The 19,751-nt window shown below is 69.6% G+C and carries 17 protein-coding genes; 8 read left to right on the top strand and 9 right to left on the bottom strand.

Features of this window, described 5'->3' with window-relative positions:
• The first annotated feature begins 6 nt into the window (after positions 1-6).
• Positions 7-423: a nitroreductase/quinone reductase family protein gene (locus AC0L6F_RS09085; RefSeq protein ID WP_274636252.1), complete on the top strand. Its 417-nt coding sequence runs from the start codon at positions 7-9 to the stop codon at positions 421-423.
• 24 nt (positions 424-447) lie between these two features.
• Here the strand turns inward: AC0L6F_RS09085 and AC0L6F_RS09080 are convergent, their stop codons facing one another.
• Entirely contained in the window at positions 448-1,770 is a 1,323-nt protein-coding gene (locus tag AC0L6F_RS09080) for an MATE family efflux transporter (protein ID WP_473537621.1), read from the bottom strand.
• A 52-nt stretch (positions 1,771-1,822) separates the two neighbouring features.
• Positions 1,823-2,374, bottom strand: coding sequence for a cysteine hydrolase family protein (locus AC0L6F_RS09075; protein WP_473537619.1), 552 nt, complete (start codon positions 2,372-2,374; stop codon positions 1,823-1,825).
• 121 nt (positions 2,375-2,495) lie between these two features.
• Here AC0L6F_RS09075 and AC0L6F_RS09070 point away from each other — a divergent pair, with 121 nt between their 5' ends.
• Together AC0L6F_RS09070 and AC0L6F_RS09065 are read left to right on the top strand one after the other, a co-directional pair.
• A complete protein-coding gene (locus AC0L6F_RS09070; protein WP_473537617.1) occupies positions 2,496-4,460 on the top strand; it encodes a M13 family metallopeptidase in 1,965 nt (654 codons plus the stop codon).
• A gap of 114 nt (positions 4,461-4,574) precedes the next feature.
• A complete protein-coding gene (locus AC0L6F_RS09065; protein ID WP_354002964.1) occupies positions 4,575-5,501 on the top strand; it encodes a serine hydrolase in 927 nt (308 codons plus the stop codon).
• Between the two features lie 19 nt (positions 5,502-5,520).
• On the opposite strand, the gene AC0L6F_RS09060 is transcribed toward AC0L6F_RS09065, so the two are convergent.
• On the bottom strand, positions 5,521-6,342 hold the full coding sequence (locus AC0L6F_RS09060; RefSeq protein ID WP_473537616.1) for an arylamine N-acetyltransferase family protein: 822 nt from the start codon (positions 6,340-6,342) through the stop codon (positions 5,521-5,523).
• Between the two features lie 215 nt (positions 6,343-6,557).
• Between AC0L6F_RS09060 and AC0L6F_RS09055 the strand changes: the two genes are divergently transcribed.
• Entirely contained in the window at positions 6,558-7,991 is a 1,434-nt protein-coding gene (locus AC0L6F_RS09055) for an HNH endonuclease signature motif containing protein (RefSeq protein WP_274636247.1), read from the top strand.
• 301 nt (positions 7,992-8,292) lie between these two features.
• Entirely contained in the window at positions 8,293-9,756 is a 1,464-nt protein-coding gene (locus AC0L6F_RS09050; RefSeq protein WP_473537615.1) for an MFS transporter, read from the top strand.
• 57 nt (positions 9,757-9,813) lie between these two features.
• Here the strand turns inward: AC0L6F_RS09050 and AC0L6F_RS09045 are convergent, their stop codons facing one another.
• On the bottom strand, positions 9,814-11,316 hold the full coding sequence (locus AC0L6F_RS09045; protein ID WP_473537614.1) for an aldehyde dehydrogenase family protein: 1,503 nt from the start codon (positions 11,314-11,316) through the stop codon (positions 9,814-9,816).
• Between the two features lie 263 nt (positions 11,317-11,579).
• Here AC0L6F_RS09045 and AC0L6F_RS09040 point away from each other — a divergent pair, with 263 nt between their 5' ends.
• Positions 11,580-12,233: a GntR family transcriptional regulator gene (locus AC0L6F_RS09040; protein WP_274636244.1), complete on the top strand. Its 654-nt coding sequence runs from the start codon at positions 11,580-11,582 to the stop codon at positions 12,231-12,233.
• A 129-nt stretch (positions 12,234-12,362) separates the two neighbouring features.
• Here AC0L6F_RS09040 and AC0L6F_RS09035 read toward each other — a convergent pair whose 3' ends face one another.
• Genes AC0L6F_RS09035 through AC0L6F_RS09015 form a run of 5 tightly spaced genes read right to left on the bottom strand, consistent with a single transcriptional unit; the run spans position 12,363 to position 17,083 of the window.
• Positions 12,363-13,622, bottom strand: a complete 1,260-nt coding sequence (locus tag AC0L6F_RS09035; protein ID WP_473537612.1) for an ABC transporter substrate-binding protein — start codon at positions 13,620-13,622, stop codon at positions 12,363-12,365.
• Between the two features lie 2 nt (positions 13,623-13,624).
• Positions 13,625-14,719 carry a branched-chain amino acid ABC transporter permease gene (locus AC0L6F_RS09030; protein WP_274636242.1) on the bottom strand — a complete coding sequence of 365 codons (1,095 nt, stop codon included), beginning with the start codon at positions 14,717-14,719 and terminating at the stop codon, positions 13,625-13,627.
• Entirely contained in the window at positions 14,719-15,600 is an 882-nt protein-coding gene (locus AC0L6F_RS09025; protein ID WP_473537610.1) for a branched-chain amino acid ABC transporter permease, read from the bottom strand. The genes AC0L6F_RS09030 and AC0L6F_RS09025 overlap by 1 nt, the downstream gene beginning before the upstream one ends.
• 3 nt (positions 15,601-15,603) lie before the next feature.
• On the bottom strand, positions 15,604-16,314 hold the full coding sequence (locus AC0L6F_RS09020) for an ABC transporter ATP-binding protein (RefSeq protein ID WP_274636240.1): 711 nt from the start codon (positions 16,312-16,314) through the stop codon (positions 15,604-15,606).
• Positions 16,301-17,083 (bottom strand): ABC transporter ATP-binding protein, encoded by a 783-nt coding sequence (locus tag AC0L6F_RS09015; RefSeq protein WP_473537609.1) that lies wholly within the window; start codon positions 17,081-17,083, stop codon positions 16,301-16,303. Before AC0L6F_RS09015 ends, AC0L6F_RS09020 begins: the two co-directional genes overlap by 14 nt.
• A 332-nt stretch (positions 17,084-17,415) precedes the next feature.
• On the opposite strand from AC0L6F_RS09015, the gene AC0L6F_RS09010 reads away from it, so the two are divergent.
• Together AC0L6F_RS09010 and AC0L6F_RS09005 are read left to right on the top strand one after the other, a co-directional pair.
• Positions 17,416-18,783 (top strand): aminomethyl transferase family protein, encoded by a 1,368-nt coding sequence (locus AC0L6F_RS09010; protein WP_473537607.1) that lies wholly within the window; start codon positions 17,416-17,418, stop codon positions 18,781-18,783.
• 68 nt (positions 18,784-18,851) lie between these two features.
• On the top strand, positions 18,852-19,751 hold the full coding sequence (locus AC0L6F_RS09005; RefSeq protein WP_473537605.1) for an IclR family transcriptional regulator: 900 nt from the start codon (positions 18,852-18,854) through the stop codon (positions 19,749-19,751).

Raw genomic sequence — 19,751 nt, 5'->3', positions numbered from 1 at the left:
GCACGCATGAGCAATCCGTACGCGCAGCACAACGATCCGATCGTCGCGGAGTTCCGGGCGACCGGCGGAACGGTGGCGCACTTCGGGCGGGGCCTGGTGCTGCTGCACCACATCGGAGCGCGCAGCGGCGCCGAACGGGTCACCCCGGTCATGGGCATCCGGGAGGGGGACACGTGGCTGATCGCCGCGTCGAAGGCGGGCGCCGACGACAATCCGGCCTGGTACCACAACCTGGTCGCCCATCCCGAGGTCGAGATCGAGACGCCCGACGACGGCGTCGTCGCGGTGCATGCCACGGTGCTGGCGGGCGCCGAGCGGGATGCCGCGTGGGAGCGGTTCACGGCGGCGGCTCCGGGTTTCCGCAGCTATGAGAAGCGCACGAGCCGCGTCATCCCGGTGGTGAAGCTGACCCGTCGCGGCTGACGCCGCCGCGGCGGCGGTGAGCGTTCAGGCCGGCTGCGTCAGCCATGCGGGGCGACGGATGCGCCACCCCAGCGTCACGAGACGGGCCATCATGTACACCCCGAAGAATGCGACGGCGAGCCAGGTGAGTCCGGTCGCGCCCCCGGGATGCCACACCGCGAGCGCGACCAGGACCGGGACGTAGACGGCCAGGTTGATCGCCCCGGCCAGGGCGAGGTATCGGGCGTCGTTCGCCCCGATGAGCACCCCGTCGAGCACGAAGACGATCCCGCAGATCGGCTGCGCGACGGCCAGCACGATCAGCGCCGGCTGGACGAGTGCGGCGAGCTGTGCGTCGCCGGTGAACACGAACCCGATCAGTCCGGAGCATCCGCCGATGATCGCCCCCGTCGCCACGCCGAACCCCGCACCCCAGGCGAGCGTGCGTCGCAGCACGCGGCGCACGTCGCTGACCGAGCCGGCGCCCAGCCCCTTGCCGATGAGCGCCTGGGCGGCGATCGCCAGGGCGTCCAACGCGAACGCGGCGGTCGAGAACATCGTGAACGCCACCTGCCAGCCGGCCAGTTCGGCGGTGCCGAAGGCGCTGGCCACCGCCACGGTGGACAGCAGCGCCCCGCGCAGCGACACGGTGCGCAGGAACATCCAGCCGCCGGATCGCGCCGAGCCGCGGACTCCTTCGCGCTGTGGGCGGACGGATGCCTCGTGCCGGCGCGCGAGTCGCCCGATCACGGCTACGTAGGCGGCCACCATCCCCCACTGCGCGAGGACGGTGCCGGTCGCCGATCCGGCGATGCCCCAGCCGAGGCCGTAGATGAACGCCCAGTTCAGCAGGGCGTTGCCGGCGAAGCCGATGCCGGCGATCCACAGGGGCGTCACCGTGTCCTGCATGCCGCGCAGCAGTCCGGTCGCGGCGAACACGATGAGCATGGCCGGCAGGCCCCACATCGAGATGCCCAGATAGGTGCGCGCATCGGCGGCGACCTCGGGTCCGGCGCCGAACAGCCCGACGAGCATCGGCGTGGACAGATAGCCCACCAGCGCCAGCACCGCGCCAAGGCCGAGCGCGAGCCACATGCCGTCGACCCCGACCGACACCGCACGCGTCGGGTCGCCGGCGCCGAACCGGCGGGCCACGGCCGGTGTCGTCGAGTAGGCGAGGAACACCATCAGGCCGACGATCGTCTGGAGGACCGCCGACGCGATGCCGAGGGCCGCCAGCGGCACGACCCCCAGGTGCCCGACCAGCGCAGAATCGATGATCAGGAACAGGGGCTCGGCGATCAGGGCGCCCAGCGCCGGTACGGCGAGCCGCAGGATGTCGCGGTTCAGCGTATCGGGCGGGCTCACGCTCCGAGCCTACGGGTGGGCTCCGACGTCAGCGGTCGCGCGCGGGCCCGCGTCAGTCGAATGCCACCTCGTCGGACGCGACCACCTGCGCCGTCTTCCCCGGTGCTCCCTGGAACGACCAGTACAGGTTGGTGTGCGCGATCACCTGGTCCACGGGCGGGGCGCCCCACGCCGACTTGTCGCCGGCGGTGTGCGCGTCCGAGACCAGGGTCGTGTCGTAGCCGCGCGTGAACGCACCATGGATCGTGGACCGGATGCAGGCATCCGTCTCGGCGCCCGCCACGATCACGCGGCCTACGCCGCGAGCCGCCAGCACGCTCTCCAGATCCGTGCCCTCGAACGCGTCGCCGTATTCCTTGCCCACCAGGGGCTCGTCGTCGGCCGGTGCCAGTTCGGGCACGATGCGCCAGGCGTCCGAGCCCGGGACGAGCTCGGGATCGGAGTGCTGCACCCAGACCACCGGGACGCCGGCGTCACGGGCGCGGTCGACGAGCGTGCGGATGCGCGCGACCACGGCGTCGCGCTCGTATGCCTCGCCGACCACGTCGTTCTGCACGTCCACGACCAGCAGCGCGGTGTTCGGACGATCGGTCAATGTCGTCATGTCTGCCTCCCGATCCCAGGTTACGCACGGCCCCCGACATCCGGCCCCGTGCCCACCCCCACCCACCCTGCGCCACCGAGACAGCACACGGATGTCTCCTCCGCGGCATATCCTGGATCGCATGACCGAATCCCCCCGATCGGGCTTGGAGCTCGACGCGTTCAGTGCCGACATCCGCCCGCAGGACGACCTGTTCCGCCACGTCAACGGATCCTGGATCGACGCGACCGCGATCCCCGACGACAAGGCCCGCTGGGGGTCCTTCCATTTCCTCGCCGAGCAGGCCGAGGTGCATGTGCGCACGATCATCGAGGAGTCCCAGGATGCCGAACCCGGCACCGAGACCCGCAAGATCGGCGACCTGTACGCCAGCTTCATGGACACCGACCGGATCGCCGAGCTGGGCACCCGGTCGATCACCGATCAGCTGGCCGCGGTGGATGCGATCGATTCCATCCCCGCTTTCCTGGCCACGGTCGGCCGGCTGGAGCGCGACGGCGTGGGCGGCCTGATCGAGCTGTACATCGAGCCGGATCCGGGCGATCCCGAGCGCTACGTCCCGTTCCTCATCCAGGGCGCGATCACCCTCCCCGATGAGAGCTACTTCCGTCTCGACAGCTTCGCGCCCACGCGCACCGCCTACCGTGAGCACATCGCGCGGATCCTCGACCTGGCCGGGGTGGCGGATGCCGCGGACGCCGCCGAGCGGATCTTCGCGCTCGAGACCGAGGTCGCCTCGCACCACTGGGACAACGTGCGCAGCCGGGACGCGGTCGCCACCTACAACCTGAAGAGCTGGGACGAGGTGCAGGAGCTGGTCGGCGTCGACCTCGAACCCTGGCGCGCCGCGGTCGCCCCCGCGCACGAGGACGGCTTCACCGAGGCCGTGGTGATGCAGCCGAGCTTCCTCGACGGCCTGGGCCGGATCCTCGTCGAGGACCGCCTCGAGGATTGGAAGGCCTGGCTGCGCTTCCAGATCGTGCACGCCGCGGCGCCGTTCCTGACCGATGAGTTCGTGGCCGAGAACTTCTCGTTCTACGGCACGCAGCTGTCCGGCGTCCCGGTCAACCGCGAACGCTGGAAGCGGGGCGTCGGCATCGTCGAGGCGGCGATGGGCGAGGCCGTCGGCCGCGTGTACGTGGAGCGGCACTTCCCGCCCGCGGCGAAGCAGGAGATGGATGAGCTCGTCGCCAACCTGATCGAGGCCTATCGGCGCAGCATCCGCGACCTGGAGTGGATGAGTCCCGCCACCCGCGAGCGGGCCCTGGCCAAGCTGGACGCGTTCACCCCGAAGGTGGGCTACCCGGTGAAGTGGCGCGACTACGCCGGCCTGACCATCGACGCCGGCGATCTGGTGGGCAACGTCCGTCGGGCGCACGTGCTCGAGCACGACCGGCAGCTGGCCAAGATCGGCCAGCCGATCGACCGCGACGAGTGGTTCATGACCCCGCAGACGGTCAACGCTTACTACAACCCGATGATGAACGAGATCGTGTTCCCGGCCGCGATCCTGCAGTATCCGTTCTTCGACCCGGAGCGGGATGCCGCGGCCAACTACGGCGGCATCGGGGCCGTGATCGGCCACGAGATCGGCCACGGGTTCGACGATCAGGGCAGCCGGTTCGACGGCACCGGCAAGCTGGCGGACTGGTGGACCGACGAGGACCGCGCCGCCTTCGAAGAGCGCACCAAGAGCCTCATCGAGCAGTACGACGCGCTCGTCCCGCTCGGCCTGCCCGTCGAGAACCACGTCAACGGCGCGCTGACGATCGGCGAGAACATCGGCGACCTGGGCGGCCTCGGCATCGCGATCAAGGCGTACGCGCTGTCGCTGGGCGAGGCCGAAGCACCCGAGATCGACGGGTTCACCGGCATCCAGCGCCTGCTGCTGAGCTGGGCGCAGGTGTGGCGGCAGAAGGGGCGGGATGCCGAGACCATCCGGCTGCTGACGATCGACCCGCATTCGCCCAACGAGTTCCGCTGCAACCAGATCGTGCGGAACGTGGACGCCTTCTACGATGCCTTCGACGTGGTCGAGGACGATGCGCTCTGGCTTCCCGCCGAACAGCGCGTCACGATCTGGTGACGAAGACCCGGGATCGAGGCCCGAGCGGCCGCGGGACGGGGAATCGCGACTCACAATCGAATATCGCGTGTGCGCATCCGCGCAGCACGCACCGACCCACCTGAACGCGGAAGGATGGCCGTGGGCACGCCCCCAGAGCCCCAACGGGAAGCTGCATCGCTACGGGGGTCGCGACGCAGCAGCAGACGACTGCCGAGGAGGGCGGCAGCCGGAAGACGCACCTTCACGTCGACGCTGAAGGCGCTGGACGAGCTCGCCCGGTCCGGCGCGAAGGTGTCGGTGCGCATCGACGATCTGGATCGCGGCAGCGCGGTGCTCGCGGGCGACGACTTCGTCACGCTGCCGGTGGCCGGGCTCGGCGTCGTGCCGCTGCTGATCGAGGTGGCCGCCCAGATCGAGGCGGGCACTCTGGACGGCCTGGAGATCATCGACCGATCGGCCATCGACCGGGTCGAGGCCGGCGGCCTCTGGCAGCATCTGAAGGCCCCCGCGCTGCCGGTGACCGACCTGGCCGTGCTGGCCGCGGCATCCGGCGACACCCTGGCGGCCAACGCGCTGATCCACCGGGTCGGCCTGCCCGCCGTGCGCGCCCGGATCGAGCAGCTGGGCCTGACCCGGTCGGCCCTGCTGGACCGGTTCCGCGACAAGCGGGGGCCGGATGACGCGCCGCAGGTGGCGCTCGGATCCGCGCGCGAGCTCGCACAGCTGTTCGCCGCGCTGGTGAACTCCGAGGTCGTCACCGCCGGGGTGAGCGCGCAGGTGGCCGAATGGCTCAGCCTGAACCAGGACCTCTCGCTCGTCGCCTCGGCCACCGGTCTCGACCCCTTCGCGCACTTCAACGACGAGCACGGGCTGCTGTTCATCAGCAAGACCGGCCGGGACTCCGGCATCCGTGCCGAGGCAGGAGTGCTCGCCGGCCCGCGCGCGGGGATCTCGTACGCGCTGATCGTGTGCTTCGACGACCTCTCGATCGCGCACCGGCTTCGCGCGCATGAGGCCTTCCGCACCCTGGGCGTGGAGCTGATGGAGTACGTGTTCTGAGGCCGGATCGGCCTCCCTCTCACGGCCGTTCGGCGCGCGCGAAGGCCGTGTCGAGGTCGAGCCCGTCGGTGTCGAGCTGGAACTGCTCGGCCAGCACCGCACGCAGCTGCGCGACGTCCTCGAGGATGCGACTCTGCGACGGCTGCCCGGGTGTGTGCGTGGTGAAGCGCCGTCCGGCCAGCGCATAGCGGCGCTCAGAGGTCGCGCGCGCGGCCGCCAGCGCGGTGACGAACCGCGAATGGGGCGAGGTCGACAGATACCAGTTGGGTGCCTCGTAGTCGACCGGCAGCTGTGCCTGCAGGTCGAAGCGGTAGAGCGGATGCCACTCCGGGCCGATGAGCGCCTGCAGGATGTACTCGTCGGCGTGCTGCACGAGGCGGAACGGCTCCAGCGGCGTCGGCTGCGCGGCATCCGTCTGCAGTGCGAGGCTCGTGGTCAGCACCATGCCGCCGAATCCCACGTCGGCGATCCGCTGCTCGTCGCCGACCGACACCACCAGCAGCATGTGGCTGCGCGGATTGACGGTTTCAGGGTCTGCGCGCCAGAGCACGCGTGCCGACAGGCTGCGGACAGCGAAGCCGAGGCTGAGCAGGACCGCCCGCAGCAGCAGATTGTGCTCGAAGCAGTAGCCGCCTCGCCCGCGGTCCACCAGCTTGCGCTGCAGTGACTCCAGATCGAGCCGGTTGGGTGTCCCGAGGAACGGATCGAGGTTCTCGAACGGGATCGCCGTCGTGTGGCGGGCGATGATCTCGTCCAGCACCTGCCGGGTCGCCTCACGCGTGCCGGAGTATCCGATGCGGTCGAGGTACCGGTCGAGGTCGAGTCGTGGCGGGGCCGTCATATGCTCCATTGTGCATCAGCGCGGTGTCCGGTTCTCCGACGGACGGAAGCAAATATGACACATCTCTCACATTCCGCGGTTGCAAAATAGAAGATAGGTGCTAGAGTGGAGAGAGCAAGCAGTCCTCGATACGCACCAGCTTCCGGCCAAGATCATCCTCACTCCAGACGTCGTGGACACGCCCTTCATCTGTCGGCGTTCGTCTGGAGGCGGCCATGGGAAACGAGCAGCAGTCGTCCGGCAGCTGGCGCGCCCTGGACGCCCTCGTGGATGAGGTGGTCGACACCCGCCGTCAGATCGCCGCATTGCAGGCGAAGGAGGCCGCGCAGCTGGCGCGGGCGGTGGACCTGGTCAGCGCCCGCGAGCGGGAATGGCATGACGCCGGCCAGCGGTTCGGCGATGACCTGCCGCTGCGCGAGGTCTCCAGCGAACTCGGTGCGGCGATGCGCTTGTCCGACCGGTCGGTCCAAGCGCGGATGGGTGACGCCGCGCTTCTGCTCGATCGGTTCCCGGCCGCCTATGCCGCGCTGGCGGCGGGCGAGATCGACCTCGCTCACGCGCGCGCGATCGTCGATGCCGGGGGTGTGATCGCCGACGATGCCAAACGTGCCGACTACGAGGCGCGCGCGCTGGCGGCTGCGGCCGATGAGACACCGTTCCGGCTGAGCAAGATCGTCAAAGTGCTCGCCGCCCGTATCGACCCCGACACGGCCGCCGAGAACATCCGCCGGGCTCACGAAGACCGCACGGTGCGCTTGATCGACCTCGCCGACGACACCGCCCGCGTCATCTACGAGGGGCCCGCCGTCCTCGCGCACGCCATCTATGACCGCCTGAGTGCCATCGCGCACCACCTCACCATCACCGAAGAAGATGCAGACGACGACGCGGATGCTGACGCCGACGCGGATGCCCCCGACGCGGATGCTGACCCCGACACGGATGCTGACCCCGACGGAGAGGCGGATGGCTGCGCGGACGGAGACGACAGCGGCGAGTTCGCATTGATCACCGGCGGCACCGCACACGCGGACACCCGCGCTGATCGGGGCGACACCCGGACGATGGATCAGAAGCGGGCCGACATCCTCGCTGACATCCTCCTGACCGGCGCCCCCGCCGGGCACACCACGGGAAATCCCATCGATGCCATCCAGGCGAAGGTGCAGATCACGATCCCCGTGCTCACCCTGCTCGGCCACAGCAGACAGCCCGCCCTGCTCGCCGGTTACGGGCCGATCGATCTGAGCACGGCCAAGCGACTGGCGGCATCCGCCCCCGGCTGGGACCGCGTCCTCACCGACCCCTACTCCGGCGAGCCCATGTCCGTCGACCGATACCGCCCGACGGCCGCCCTCGCACGCTTCCTCGACACGCGCGACGAGCACTGCCGGTTCCCGGGCTGCACCCAACCGGTCTGGCACTGCGATCACGACCACACGATCGACGCCGCGCGTGGCGGGCCCACCAGCAAGGGCAACCTCGCCAACTTCTGCCGACGCCATCACATCGTCAAACATCACACCCTCTGGCGCGTCGAGCAGATCGGCCACGGCCGACTCAGATGGACCAGCCCCACCGGCCGCATCTACATCGACACGCCGGTCGCGACGGTCCAATTCGTCCCCGAACCACTGCCCCCGTTCTGACCGACCACGCGGAAGGGCCGAGAGGCGAACGCCACGACCGCATCTGACCGGCCACGCGGAAGGGCCGAGAGGCGAACGCCACGTCCGCTTCTGATGAATTCGCGCGGAGCGGGCCGCACCGGTCTCACACAGTGGTAGATTTCCGTCCGCTGGGCAGCTTCGGCATGCCGGCGATGTCCGACCCGATCCCACACCGTTGCGCGTGCCGTTCCTGACGGCACCTGACACACAGCAGTGGAGGGACGGACATGAACGGGACAGAAGCAGTTTCGATCGGCGCACCCGCGACGGGAGCGGCGCGATGAGCGGCCCGGCAGGCCGGGCCGCACCCGACAGCCTGCAGGGCGAGGTGATCCCGGAGGAGTCGCGTCAGCTCATGGCCCGACTGGACCGGATCCGGACGTGGTCGCTCTCGCCCGCGTTCCTGGCCATCATCGGCGTGGGGTTTCTCTTCACGTTCTATGACATCTTCGACATCAATGTGTCGTTCGTGCAGACCTGCACCCAGCTGGTCGCAGGATGCACACCCGAGAACGCGCTGGCGTCACTGCCGCTGCCGGTGGTGCTCAACCTGGTCGGCTACGTGGTCGGCACCCTGGTGCTCTCGCCCCTGTCCGACCGGATCGGCCGCCGGAACATGCTGTTGATCACCATGCTGATCACCGGCCTCGGATCGCTCTACACGGCACTGTCGGGCGACTTCGCGAACTTCACGATCTCGCGGGTGATCACCGGCATCGGGATCGGCGCGGACCTCGCCATTGTGAACACGTACATCGGCGAGGTCTCGCCCAAGCACTCGCGGGCGAAGTTCACGACTGTGATCTTCATCATGTCGGCACTCGGCGCCTTCTTCGGCATCTGGCTGGGGCTGTTCCTGACCACCCCCGCCTCGCCGTGGCCGGCGGGCCTGCCGTTCGCACTCGGGCTCGAATCGGGCTGGCGGTGGATGTACGCGATCGGCGCGATCCTCGCCATCGTCGCGATCGTGCTGCGGTTCCAACTGCCGGAGTCTCCGCGGTGGCTGCTGCAGCGCGGGCGCATCGCCGAGGCCGAGGCGGTCGCCGTCTCGATGGAGGCCCGCGCGGCCCGCCGCGGCGCGCTGGCCGAACCGACCCTGAACGCCGTCCCCACCCACTGGCCGCCGGCCCGCCGCGTGCCGTACGCCGACATCTTCGGGAACCCGGTCTATCTGCGCCGGATGATCCTGCTGTTCTTCCTCTGGTTCTTCGGCTACATCACGGTCTATGCCTACGCGGCGGGCTTCACCTCGGTGTTCACCTCGCTGGGGTTCAGCCCGCCCGAGGCGGGCGTCATCGCGGCCGTGGGCACGCTCGGCTTCGTCGGCGAGGCGATCATCATGTCGTTCATCGTCGAGAAGATGGAGCGGCGCTACTGGCTGCCGGTCGGGACCATCGTCACGTTCATCGGCGCGGTGGTGATCGCCATCGGCGGCCAGTCGCTGGTCGTCGACTTCATCGGGGCCATCCTGATCTTCGCCGGCTTCAACCTGTGGGTCTCGCCCACCTATGCGCTGACGGCGGAGAACTTCCCGACCCGGGCGCGCTCGACCGGATTCGCGATCGTCGACGGCGTCGGTCACCTCGGCGGCGGCATCGGCATCATCGTGCTGGCGCCGCTGATCCCGCACCTGTCGGTGTTCTGGGCGCTGATGCTGATCTCGTGCTTCCTGATCATCGCCTCGATCCTCGCCCAGTTCACGGTGCACACCCGCAACCGGGTGCTCGAGGATGTCTCGCCCTGACCCGACGGCCGCGACCGACGCGGCGGGGGCCCGGCATCCGGACCCCCGCCGATCGCGTCAGTGCGCCATCGCGGCGAGGGCCTCGGGGTCGATCGTGGCGATGGCGCGGGTGTCCTGGAAGTCGCGGACGCCCTCGATGCCCTGCTCCCGGCCGAACCCCGAGCCCTTCATGCCGCCGAACGGCGCACGCAGGTCGAGGCGGGTCGCGCCGTGGTCGTTGACCCAGACATATCCGCACACCAGCTGCGAGCCCACGCGCTGCGCGGCCTCGGGCGAAGCGGTCCACACCGACCCACACAGGCCGGCCCAGGTGTCGTTGGCCAGGCGCACGGCCTCGTCCTCGTCGTCGAACGGGATGACCGGGATGACCGGGCCGAACTGCTCCTGCGTCACCACCCGCAGCGACAGGTCCGGGTCGACCACGATCGCCGGACGCACGAAGTTGCCGCCTTCCAACTCGCCACCGGGCACTGTACCGAACTCGCGGACGTCGGCTCCGGCATCCTTCGCCTCTTGGATGATCTCCTCGACGAACGCCTTCTGCGCGGCCGAGTTCAGCGGACCCATGGTGGTGCCCTCATCGAGTCCGTAGCCGAGCACGGCCTTCTCGAGCCGGGCCGACAGGCCCGCGACGACCTCGTCGAGCCGCGAGCGGTGCACGAACACGCGCTTGGCGTTCATGCAGATCTGCCCGGTGGTGTCGTAGATCGCCGCATACAGCCGGTCGAGGTGCTCGTCGTCCAGGATCGCATCGGCCAGGAACACCGCCGGGTCGTTGCCGCCGAGCTCGAGGGTCACCCGGGTCAGCGTGGTCGCGCCCATCTGCATCATCCGCTTGCCGCCGTTCACGCTGCCCGTGAACGACACCTTCGCGACATCCTGGTTCTGGATCAGGCCCGACATGTTCTCGTCCTTGCCGCTGATCACGTTCAGGACCCCGGCGGGAAGCCCCGCCGCCACCCGCTGGACGACGCGGGTGATCGCCAGCGGCGTGGTCGGCGGCGCCTTCACGACCACGGTGTTCCCGGCCAGCAGTGCATAGGGCAGGGATGCTCCGAGGATGGCGATCGGCCAGTTGAACGGCACGATCAGGCTCACCACCCCGAGAGACTGGTGCGCGACCCGGGTCGACACCGGGATCGCCCCGGGCACGACCGGCAGGGTCGTCACCTCGTCGACCTGGTCGGCGATCTGCAGGGCCAGGTTCCAGCGCAGCTCGAAGACGAGGGCGTCCACCCAGGCCTCAAGCCGGATCTTCCCGTTCTCCTGCGACAGGATCTCGGCGTCCGCGTCGCGGTCGTCGCCCACGCCGGCGATGGCCGCGGCCATCGCCGCAGCGCGCTCGGTGGCCGGCAGTGCGGACCACGACGGGTACGCCGCCTTCGCTGCGGCGACCGCGTCGGCCACGTCCTGGGGGGAGGCCGATGCGGCCTCGCCCACGATCCGGCCCGGCTTGCCCGGGTCGGCGACCGGCAGCACCTCGTCGGTGAACCGCTCGGCGCCTCCGATGAACAATCCGGTGCGCACTGACCGGCCGACCGCCTCGATGGTCTCAGACATCCCTGTCCACCTCTCTGAACCGCGTGTCCGGACGCGCTCGGGTGTGCGCGATATGGCCGGGTGACGCTCGTGCGGCGTCCCGCCGACTCGCGGGAGGCCGACACCTCCATCGTCGCCCACTCGACGGCGGTACTCAAGACTCGCGACAAAATCATCTGGGATTTCGTCGCCAACTCATCGGCGGCGATATTCTCGGAGGACGGGCTGCGTCACCGGCGGGCAGATCCGCTGTCGCCGGTGTACGCCGTGCACAGGGAGGCAGTGTGTCCACGACGGTGATCGAAGAGGGCGTGTCGGCGCCCGGCGAACTGACCCAGCAGCTGCGGGCGGCGATCCAGAACGCGGAGTTCGCGCCGCATCAGCGTCTGATCGAGGCTGACATCAGCGAGCGCTACGGCGCATCGCGCTCGTCGGTGCGCACGGCGCTGCTGAACCTCACGAACGAGGGACTGGTCGAGCGGCTTCCCAACCGCGGCGCGCGCGTGCGCGCGATCACGGTGGAGGAGGCCGTCGAGATCGTCGAAGTGCGCATGGGCCTGGAGTCCCTCGTCGCACGCAAGGCCGCCCAGTTGCGCACCGACGACGACGTGGCGGCCCTGCGCGAGCTGCGGGACGGGATCGAGGCCGCGGTGACGTCCACCGATCTGGTGCGGTACTCGCGGCTGAACCAGGAGCTGGACCGCCGCATCCGCGAGATGAGCGGCCATGCCACGGCCACCCAGCTGCTGGAGCGGCTGCGGGCCCAATCGGCGCGGCACCAGTTCCGGTTGAGCTTCCTGCCCGGACGGGCCGCCACCAGCGCGCCCGAGCACGTGGCGATCATCGATGCGATCATCGCCGGCGACCCGGATGCCGCGGCTGTGGCCACGCGGGAGCATCTGGCCGGCATCATCGAGGTCCTCCGCGCGGCGGACTGACCGCGCGCGTACGCCACGGGTCACGCCGGCCCGCGGCATCCCGTCGCCGGCGCGGGGCCGCGGCATCCCGCACACGCGCGAGGGCCCCGCCCGGATCTGAATCCGGTCGGGGCCCTCGTCACGAGCGGATCAGCCGAACGAGCTGACCGTGTCGTATCCCTTGCCGTTGTACTTCTGGACGACCACGGTCGAGACGGCGGGCTGGCCGTCCTCGGTCGTGTTCACCGCGGTGCCGTCGAGCATGAGCGGGGCCTTGAAGTCCGAGATGGACCGCAGCGCCGTCATGAAGTCGTCACGGGTCGGCTTGGTCATCTTGCCGAACGCCTGCTCCAGGGTCGCGCCGCTGATGTAGCTCCACACGCAGTGCGGGAACGCCGGAGTGCCGTCGTACTTCGCGTACGTCTTCAGGTCCGACAGGAACTGCTTCATGTCGGCGTCGCCGGCGGTCGCCGGGCTCGATGCGGACTTGGAGAACGCCACCGTGTACACGCCCGGGAACGCCGTCGCCTTGCCCGGCTCGAGGATCGCACCGGGGCTGGAGGTGTTCGAGGGCAGGAACCAGCTGGGCTTCCAGTTCAGCTGCTGCGCCTTCTGCAGCGACGTGATCACCAGCGGGGTGATCGACATCGCGTTGAAGAACACGTCGGCGCCGGTGGCGGCCAGCTCGGTCAGCTGCGCGTCCACCGAGGTGTCGGTGGCCTCGTAGGTGAGCTCCTTGGTGATCGTGATGTTGGAGGCACCCTTGATGCCGTCCTTGAAGCCCTGCACGTAGCCCTCGCCGTAGTCGTCGTTCTGCGACAGGATGGCGACCTTGTGTGCGCTGCCGGAGGCGGCCAGCAGCTTGCCGAACGCCTCGCCCTCGTTGAGGTAGGTCGGGACGAACCCGAGCTGCCACGGGCTCTCCTCCTTGTTGGAGAAGATCGGGTCGCCGGTCTCGACGAGCACCTGCGGCACCTTGTCGGCGATGGCCGCCTCGCGCCAGGCCCGGTTGGTGGGCGTGCCCAGGCCGATCCCCATCATGAAGACCTTGTCCTTGAGCTGGTCGTAGTTGGCCTTGGCCTTCTGCGGGTCGTAGCCGTCGTCCAGCGCCTCGATCTTGACCTTGCGGGTCTTGCCGTCGCCGAACTTGACGCCGCCGTCCTTGTCGTTCTTCTCGCCGAAGTACGCCGTGACGCCCGCGACCGTGCAGGTGCCGGGGCCGGCGGTGGCGCCGGACAGCGGGGTGGTGATGCCGATCGTGACTTCGGTGTCGGTGATGCCGGGGCTCGACGCCGCAGCACCGCCCGTCTCATCGTTGCCGCCGCCGCCGCGGGAGCAGCCCGCGAGCGCGAGCGCGACCACGGATGCCATGGCGACGACGCCGACGGCCTTCCGAGCTGTTCTGCGCATGTTCATGCGTGACCTTGCCTCTCTGTTGGGTTTCCCTCCACCGCGGCGGCCGGGTCCGGTTCCGCGATCGGAGTGGTCTGGGGGCGCCCGGAACCGCCGCCTCGGCGCCGGAACAGGCGGGCGAGCACGCGCGGGAGCGACACGAGGCCGCCGGGCAGGACGAACAGCACCACGAGCAGGATCGCGCCCTGCAGCAGCGCCGTCGCGTTCGGGTCGACGATGTTGGTCAGCTGCGGCACCAGCACGTAGTACGCGCCGCCGAGCAGTGACCCGATGATGCTGCCGGCGCCGCCGATCACCATCGCGGCCAGCAGGGTGATCGAGTGGCCGAAGCTCATCGTCTCGGGCGAGGTGTACTGCACCACCACCATATAGAGGAAGCCGGCGACACCGCCGATGAGGGATGCCACGGTGAAGGCGATCACCTTGTACCAATAGGGCGAGATCCCCATCGAGGACGCCACCGCCTCGTTGCCCTTGACGATCGCGAACGCGCGGCCGTACCGCCCGCGCACCAGGTTGCGGGTGAGCAGGAAGACGATCGCCGTGATGATGATCACCAGGTACAGCTGCCACTGGTCGTTGTACAGGCCGCTCCACTCGGGGGCGTCGGTGAACCGGGCCGACATCCCCTGCGAGCCGCCGGTGAAGTCGTTCAGGCGCTTGGCCAGCGGCACCCCGACGATCGGCAGCGCGATGGTCACCATCGCGATCGCAAGACCGCCCAGGCGGGCGGCGGCAAGCGCGATGAGCAGGCCGACCGCGGCGGGGGCCGCGAAGGCCAGCACGAAGACCAGCACGAGGTTCCAGTCGTGCTGCACGCCGTAGGCGGTGATGTAGGCGCCGAAGCCGACGAAGAAGATCTGGCCGAGCGAGACCTGCCCGGTGTAGCCCATCACGACGTTCAGGCCGAGCACGGCCACGGCGAACACTCCGATGCGTGCGACGGTCTGATTGGCGAATTCGGGCATCACCAGCGGCGCGACCACGAGGATCACGACCACCAGGGCGGCGGTGGCCCACCGCACCCAGCTGCGCTGGAAGAACGGGGACTTGTGGCGCACGGAGGGCGTGCGCGAGGACGAGGTCACGGACATCAGACGCGCACCACCGATTTCCGGCCGAACAGCCCTTGGGGTCGCACGATCAGCACGACGAAGATGAGGATGAACGGCACCGCGACCTTCAGGTCGTAGCCGATGAAGGGAAGGTAGACGGCGGCGAGGTTCTCGAGCACGCCGATCAGCCAGGCGGCCACGACCACGCCGAACGGGCTGGTCAGCCCGCCCAGGATCACCGCGGCCAGCGCGTACACCAGGGCGTTGTCCATCATCCCCGGCGTCAGCGTCAGCTGCGGTGCGACCAGTGCGCCGGCCATCGCGCCCAGCACCGCGGCCAGGCCCCAGCCCACCATCAGCAGCCGGCCCACCGGCAGCCCCGAGAACGCGGCCGACTGCGGGTTGATCGCCACCGCGCGCAGCGCCAGCCCGAGCTTGGTGCCCACGAAAAGCCCCTGCAGCAGCACCATCATCACGATGATCACCAGGGTCGTGCCGATCGAGCGGACGCTGATCGATGCGCCCAGCACCTGGACGGTGTCCAGCGAGAACAGCGACGGGAACTGCTGGTTGTTGTAGGTCCACAGCCAGCCGCACAGCCCGGTGATCAGGGTGAGCAGACCGATCGTGACCACGACGGCGGTGTCGGGGTCGCCGCGCTCGAAGCGCCGCATCAGGTAGCGCTCGATGACCGCGCCCAGGACGAACGAGAACAGCAGCGACAGCAGGATCGCCAGGATCAGCGGCACGCCCATGTTCATGAACAGCCAGGCGATGTAGGCGGAGAGCACCGCCATGCCGCCCTGGGCGAAGTTGACCAGGCCGGTCGCCTGGTTGACCAGCACGATCGCCAGCGCGAGCGCGGCGTAGATCGAGCCCGTCGACAGCCCGTCGACGAAGAGTTGGATGAACGTCCCCACCGGTCAGCCTCCCAGGTAAGCGCGTCGGATCTCGTCCATGCCCTTGAGCTCGGCCGTGCTGCCGGACAGGACGTTGCGTCCGGTCTCGAGCACCGTGGCCGAATCGACGAGGGTGAAGGCGAGGTTGGCGTTCTGCTCGACGACCACCATGGCGATGCCGGATTCGCGGCGCAGCCGCCCGATCGCCGCGTAGACGTCCTTCGCGGTGCTCGGCGCGAGTCCGAGGGATGCCTCGTCCAGCAGCATCAGCCGCGGCTTGGACATGATCGCCCGCCCCACGGCCAGCATCTGCTGCTCGCCGCCGGACAGCGCCGAGGCGTTCGATCGGATGCGGTTCTGCAGCTGCGGGAACAGGTCCAGGCAGTAGTCGATGTCGCCGGCGATCGCCTTGCGGTCGCGGCGCAGGTACGCGCCCACGCGCAGGTTCTCGCGGACGCTCAGGTCGCCGAGGGTGCCGCGCCCCTCCGGGACATGGGCGATGCCCAGGCCCGCCACCCGATCGGGTCGCAGCCCCCGGATGCTCTTGCCGTCGAACGTGATCTTCCCGCCGGCGCGCACCGTGCCGCTGACCGCGCGCAGCGTCGTGGTCTTTCCCGCGCCGTTCGCGCCGAGGATGCCGACGGCCCCGCCGTCCGGCACGGACAGGGACACCCCGTCGAGCACTTGGACCGGACCGTAGAACGCCGTGACGCCCTCCAGCTCAAGCAGCGGCATCCGTCGCGTCCTTTCCGATGTACGCCTCGATCACCCGGGGATCGGACTGCGCCTCGGCGGCCGTCCCCTCCATCAGCTTGCGGCCGTGGTCCAGGACCACCACGCGGTCGGTCAGCGCGGCGATCAGTCCCATGTGGTGCTCGACGACCACGACGGTGATGTCGTCCTGGTCGCGGATGCGGCGCACGGTGGCGATCAGCTGCTCCACCTCGGTGTGCGGCAGGCCGGCCGCCGGCTCGTCCAGCAGCAGCAGGCGCGGCTTCATCAGCAGCGCCCGGCACAGCTCCACGCCCTTGTGCAGGCCGTGCGACAGCTCGTCGGCGCGGACGTCGGCCGCCCAGCCGAGGCCGTTGCGCTCCAGCAGGTCGCGGGCCTCGGTGCGCAGCCGCTTCTCGGCGCGGCTCGTGTGCGGCAGGCGCAGCGCCCACTCGAGCGGGCCGCCCGGCAGGCGGGTGTGCGCGCCGAGCAGGACGTTCTCCAGCACGGTCTCGTGCAGCTGCAGCGCGGGGTGCTGGAACGTGCGGGCCAGGCCGTGGCGGGCCAGGGTCGCCGGGCGCGCGCCGCTGACCTCGGTGTCGTCGATCAGGATCGATCCGCCGCTGGGCTTGTAGTGCCCGCTGATGCAGTTGAACAGCGAGGTCTTGCCGGCGCCGTTCGGGCCGACCAGGCCCAGGATCTGCCCCGGCTCGACGTCGAACGCGACGTCGTCGAGCACCTTCACCCCGCCGAAGTGCAGCGCGACGTCGCGCAGCGTCAATCGAGCGGCCATGGCTCGCCTCCCCGTGGTCGTTGCCTCATTGCCCATGACGGACGGTCTTCGCCCGGGCGGTGCCTCTCGGGTAGAGGGATCCTCGGGTGGAGGACGGACACAGCCCCTGATGGGACGGTACGGATTCGCACTTGGATTGTCAACGATTTTGGATCGAAGTCGCCGATGTCTTTACCCAACCGTTGTGGACCGCGTGCGTGGCCGCCCGACCGCCTCCAGTCTCGCCGCATCTCGCCGTGGTCGCCGCATCGGTTCCATTCAAAGGAATCGACCGTGCCGTGCCGTCCGCAAGGTGCTTACTCTGCCCCTGAGACCGAAAGGAAGGGTCGACGATGACCGAATCACTTGCCGAGGCGATCGCCCGGACCGGCAGCGCCGTGGAGCTGCTGCGAGACCAGGACTGGCCGGCGTTCACGTTCCCGGTGGCGCCCGAGTTCACCAACTGGCGGGACGAGCAGCGGGCGTGGAACGCCACGGTCGCCCTGATGGACCAGTCGCATCACATGACGCAGCTGTTCCTGCACGGCGCCGACCTCATCCCGATGCTGTCCGGCATCTCGCCGAACACGTTCGCCACCTTCCGTCCCGGAGTGGCCAAGCAGCTGATCGCGGTGAACAAGGACGGCTACCTCATCGGTGACGGCATCCTGTTCTACAACTCCGAGGGACCCGACGGGCTCGTCCTGATCGGGCACCACCTGCTCATCGACTGGGTCCGCTTCAACGCCGAGAAGGCGGAGGCGGCCGGCCGCGACGTCCACCACCGGCTCGAGGCGAACTCGAACATGCGCAAGGAGCCGCCGACGTTCTACCGGTACGAGTTGCAGGGCCCCCGTGCGGACGATGTGATGGAGAAGGTCTTCGGCGGACCGGCGCCGGACATCAAGTTCTTCCACATCGGCGAGGTGACGATCGCGGGCCGACCGGTGCGCGCGCTGCGCCATGGCATGGCCGGCCAGCCGGGCTTCGAGTTCTACGGACCGTGGGAGGACAACGAGATCGTCCTGAACGCGCTGATGGACGCGGGCGCCGAGTTCGACATCCGCCGGGTGGGCGCCAAGGCGTACTCGTCGACGCCGCTGGAGTCCGGCTGGGTGCCCACCCCGTTCGCCGCGATCTACGACGACGACTTCGCCGAGTACCGGGAGTGGCTGCCCGCCGCGCGGGCAGGCTCCATCGGCGGCTCGCTGTACTCCACCGACATCCACGACTACTACATGACCCCGTACGACATCGGGCTGGGCAAGTCGGTGCGCTTCGACCATGACTTCCACGGCCGCGAGGCGCTGGAGAAGCACGCCGAGAATCAGAAGCGGCACAAGGTGACGCTGCTGTGGAACGCGGAGGATGTCGCGGCCGTCGTGCGCTCGCAGGTCGAGCCGGGCATCCCGGCGAAGTTCCTCGAGTTCCCCAAGGCCCGCTACGGGCTGTTCCAGATGGACGAGGTGGTCAAGGACGGCACGCGAGTCGGGATCTCCACCGACGCCGGGTACGTCGCCTCGGACCAGCTGTACATGTCGCTGGCCACGCTGGACAAGGACATCCCGGACGGCGCCGTGGTCGAGATCGTCTGGGGCGAGGACCCCATCTCGCACAAGCCGCAGGTCGACGCGACGCACCGCCAGGTGCGCATCCGTGCCACGGTGGCCCCGGCGCCGTACCACGAGTACGCCCGGACCGTATACCGCGCGAACGACTGACCTCCCGAGTTCTGGGCGGATGCGCCGGCCCCCTGGGCGACAGGTAACCTGTTGCCCAGGGGGCCGCCATGGCAAGAGGGTCTGCCGGCGAGTCGGCATTGCGCAAGCACCTGCGGGTGCTGGAGGCGTTCAACGCGCTGCGACCGTTCCTGACGCTCACCGAGATCGCCGACGAGGCGGGGCTGGCACCGTCCACCGCGCATCGGCTGGTCGCTCAGCTCGAGGCGGAAGGGCTGCTGGAGCGGATGCCGGACCGCTCCTACCGGCTGGGCGTGCGCCTGTGGGAGTTCGCCTCGCGCACCCCCGGCGCCCTCGGACTGCGCGAGCTGGCGCGCCCCTGGATGAGCGGCGTGCACGCGCGGATCCGGCAGCACACCCAGCTGGGGGTGCGCACCGGGCGCGACATCCTGTTCATCGAGCGGATGTCGACCCGCGAGGCGGTGATCAACGCGACCCTGATCGGCGGACGCACCCCGCTGCCGGTCAGCTCGAGCGGGCTGGTGCTGCTGGCACACGCCGACGAGCTGCTGGTCGAAGACGTGATCGCCGCCGGCTGGACCCACTACACCGCGCACACGATCCGCGACGGCCTCGAGCTGCGGGCGCGGCTGCGTCGGGTGCGGGCCGCCGGGTTCGCCGATCTGCCCGGGCACATCCACGAGGCCTCCCGCGGGGTGGCGGTCCCGGTGATGGGTCCGCACGGCGTGATCTACGCGGCGCTGGGGGTGGTCGTGCCCAACGACGGCGCACCGGTGCAGGGCATCCTCGAACTGCTGACGGTCGGCGCGGCCGGCATCACCCGCGCCCTGGAAGAGGCCTACCTGCCGGAAGGCGGGGCCACCGGAGCCGGCACGCGCCCCGGCATCCGCCCCCTGGTGAGCTCGTCGCTGGCCTCGCTGGACTACTTCGCCGGGCTGGACGCGGGAGCGGACTCCGGGGTCGACGACGACCGGCCCGTCGTGGTCTGA

It is taken from the genome of Microbacterium sp. G2-16M (genome assembly GCF_055809115.1).
This window is presented reverse-complemented; position numbering and strand designations above follow the sequence as displayed.

What these genes read in the sequence shown, in the direction of transcription:
- AC0L6F_RS09085 (WP_274636252.1), top strand. Translation starts at nt 7, where the DNA reads ATGAGCAATCCGTACGCGCAGCACAACGATCCGATCGTCGCGGAGTTC.
- AC0L6F_RS09075 (WP_473537619.1), bottom strand. Translation starts at nt 2,374, where the DNA reads ATGACGACATTGACCGATCGTCCGAACACCGCGCTGCTGGTCGTGGAC.
- AC0L6F_RS09070 (WP_473537617.1), top strand. Translation starts at nt 2,496, where the DNA reads ATGACCGAATCCCCCCGATCGGGCTTGGAGCTCGACGCGTTCAGTGCC.
- AC0L6F_RS09065 (WP_354002964.1), top strand. Translation starts at nt 4,575, where the DNA reads ATGGCCGTGGGCACGCCCCCAGAGCCCCAACGGGAAGCTGCATCGCTA.
- AC0L6F_RS09060 (WP_473537616.1), bottom strand. Translation starts at nt 6,342, where the DNA reads ATGACGGCCCCGCCACGACTCGACCTCGACCGGTACCTCGACCGCATC.
- AC0L6F_RS09055 (WP_274636247.1), top strand. Translation starts at nt 6,558, where the DNA reads ATGGGAAACGAGCAGCAGTCGTCCGGCAGCTGGCGCGCCCTGGACGCC.
- AC0L6F_RS09050 (WP_473537615.1), top strand. Translation starts at nt 8,293, where the DNA reads ATGAGCGGCCCGGCAGGCCGGGCCGCACCCGACAGCCTGCAGGGCGAG.
- AC0L6F_RS09045 (WP_473537614.1), bottom strand. Translation starts at nt 11,316, where the DNA reads ATGTCTGAGACCATCGAGGCGGTCGGCCGGTCAGTGCGCACCGGATTG.
- AC0L6F_RS09035 (WP_473537612.1), bottom strand. Translation starts at nt 13,622, where the DNA reads ATGCGCAGAACAGCTCGGAAGGCCGTCGGCGTCGTCGCCATGGCATCC.
- AC0L6F_RS09030 (WP_274636242.1), bottom strand. Translation starts at nt 14,719, where the DNA reads ATGTCCGTGACCTCGTCCTCGCGCACGCCCTCCGTGCGCCACAAGTCC.
- AC0L6F_RS09020 (WP_274636240.1), bottom strand. Translation starts at nt 16,314, where the DNA reads ATGCCGCTGCTTGAGCTGGAGGGCGTCACGGCGTTCTACGGTCCGGTC.
- AC0L6F_RS09015 (WP_473537609.1), bottom strand. Translation starts at nt 17,083, where the DNA reads ATGGCCGCTCGATTGACGCTGCGCGACGTCGCGCTGCACTTCGGCGGG.
- AC0L6F_RS09010 (WP_473537607.1), top strand. Translation starts at nt 17,416, where the DNA reads ATGACCGAATCACTTGCCGAGGCGATCGCCCGGACCGGCAGCGCCGTG.
- AC0L6F_RS09005 (WP_473537605.1), top strand. Translation starts at nt 18,852, where the DNA reads ATGGCAAGAGGGTCTGCCGGCGAGTCGGCATTGCGCAAGCACCTGCGG.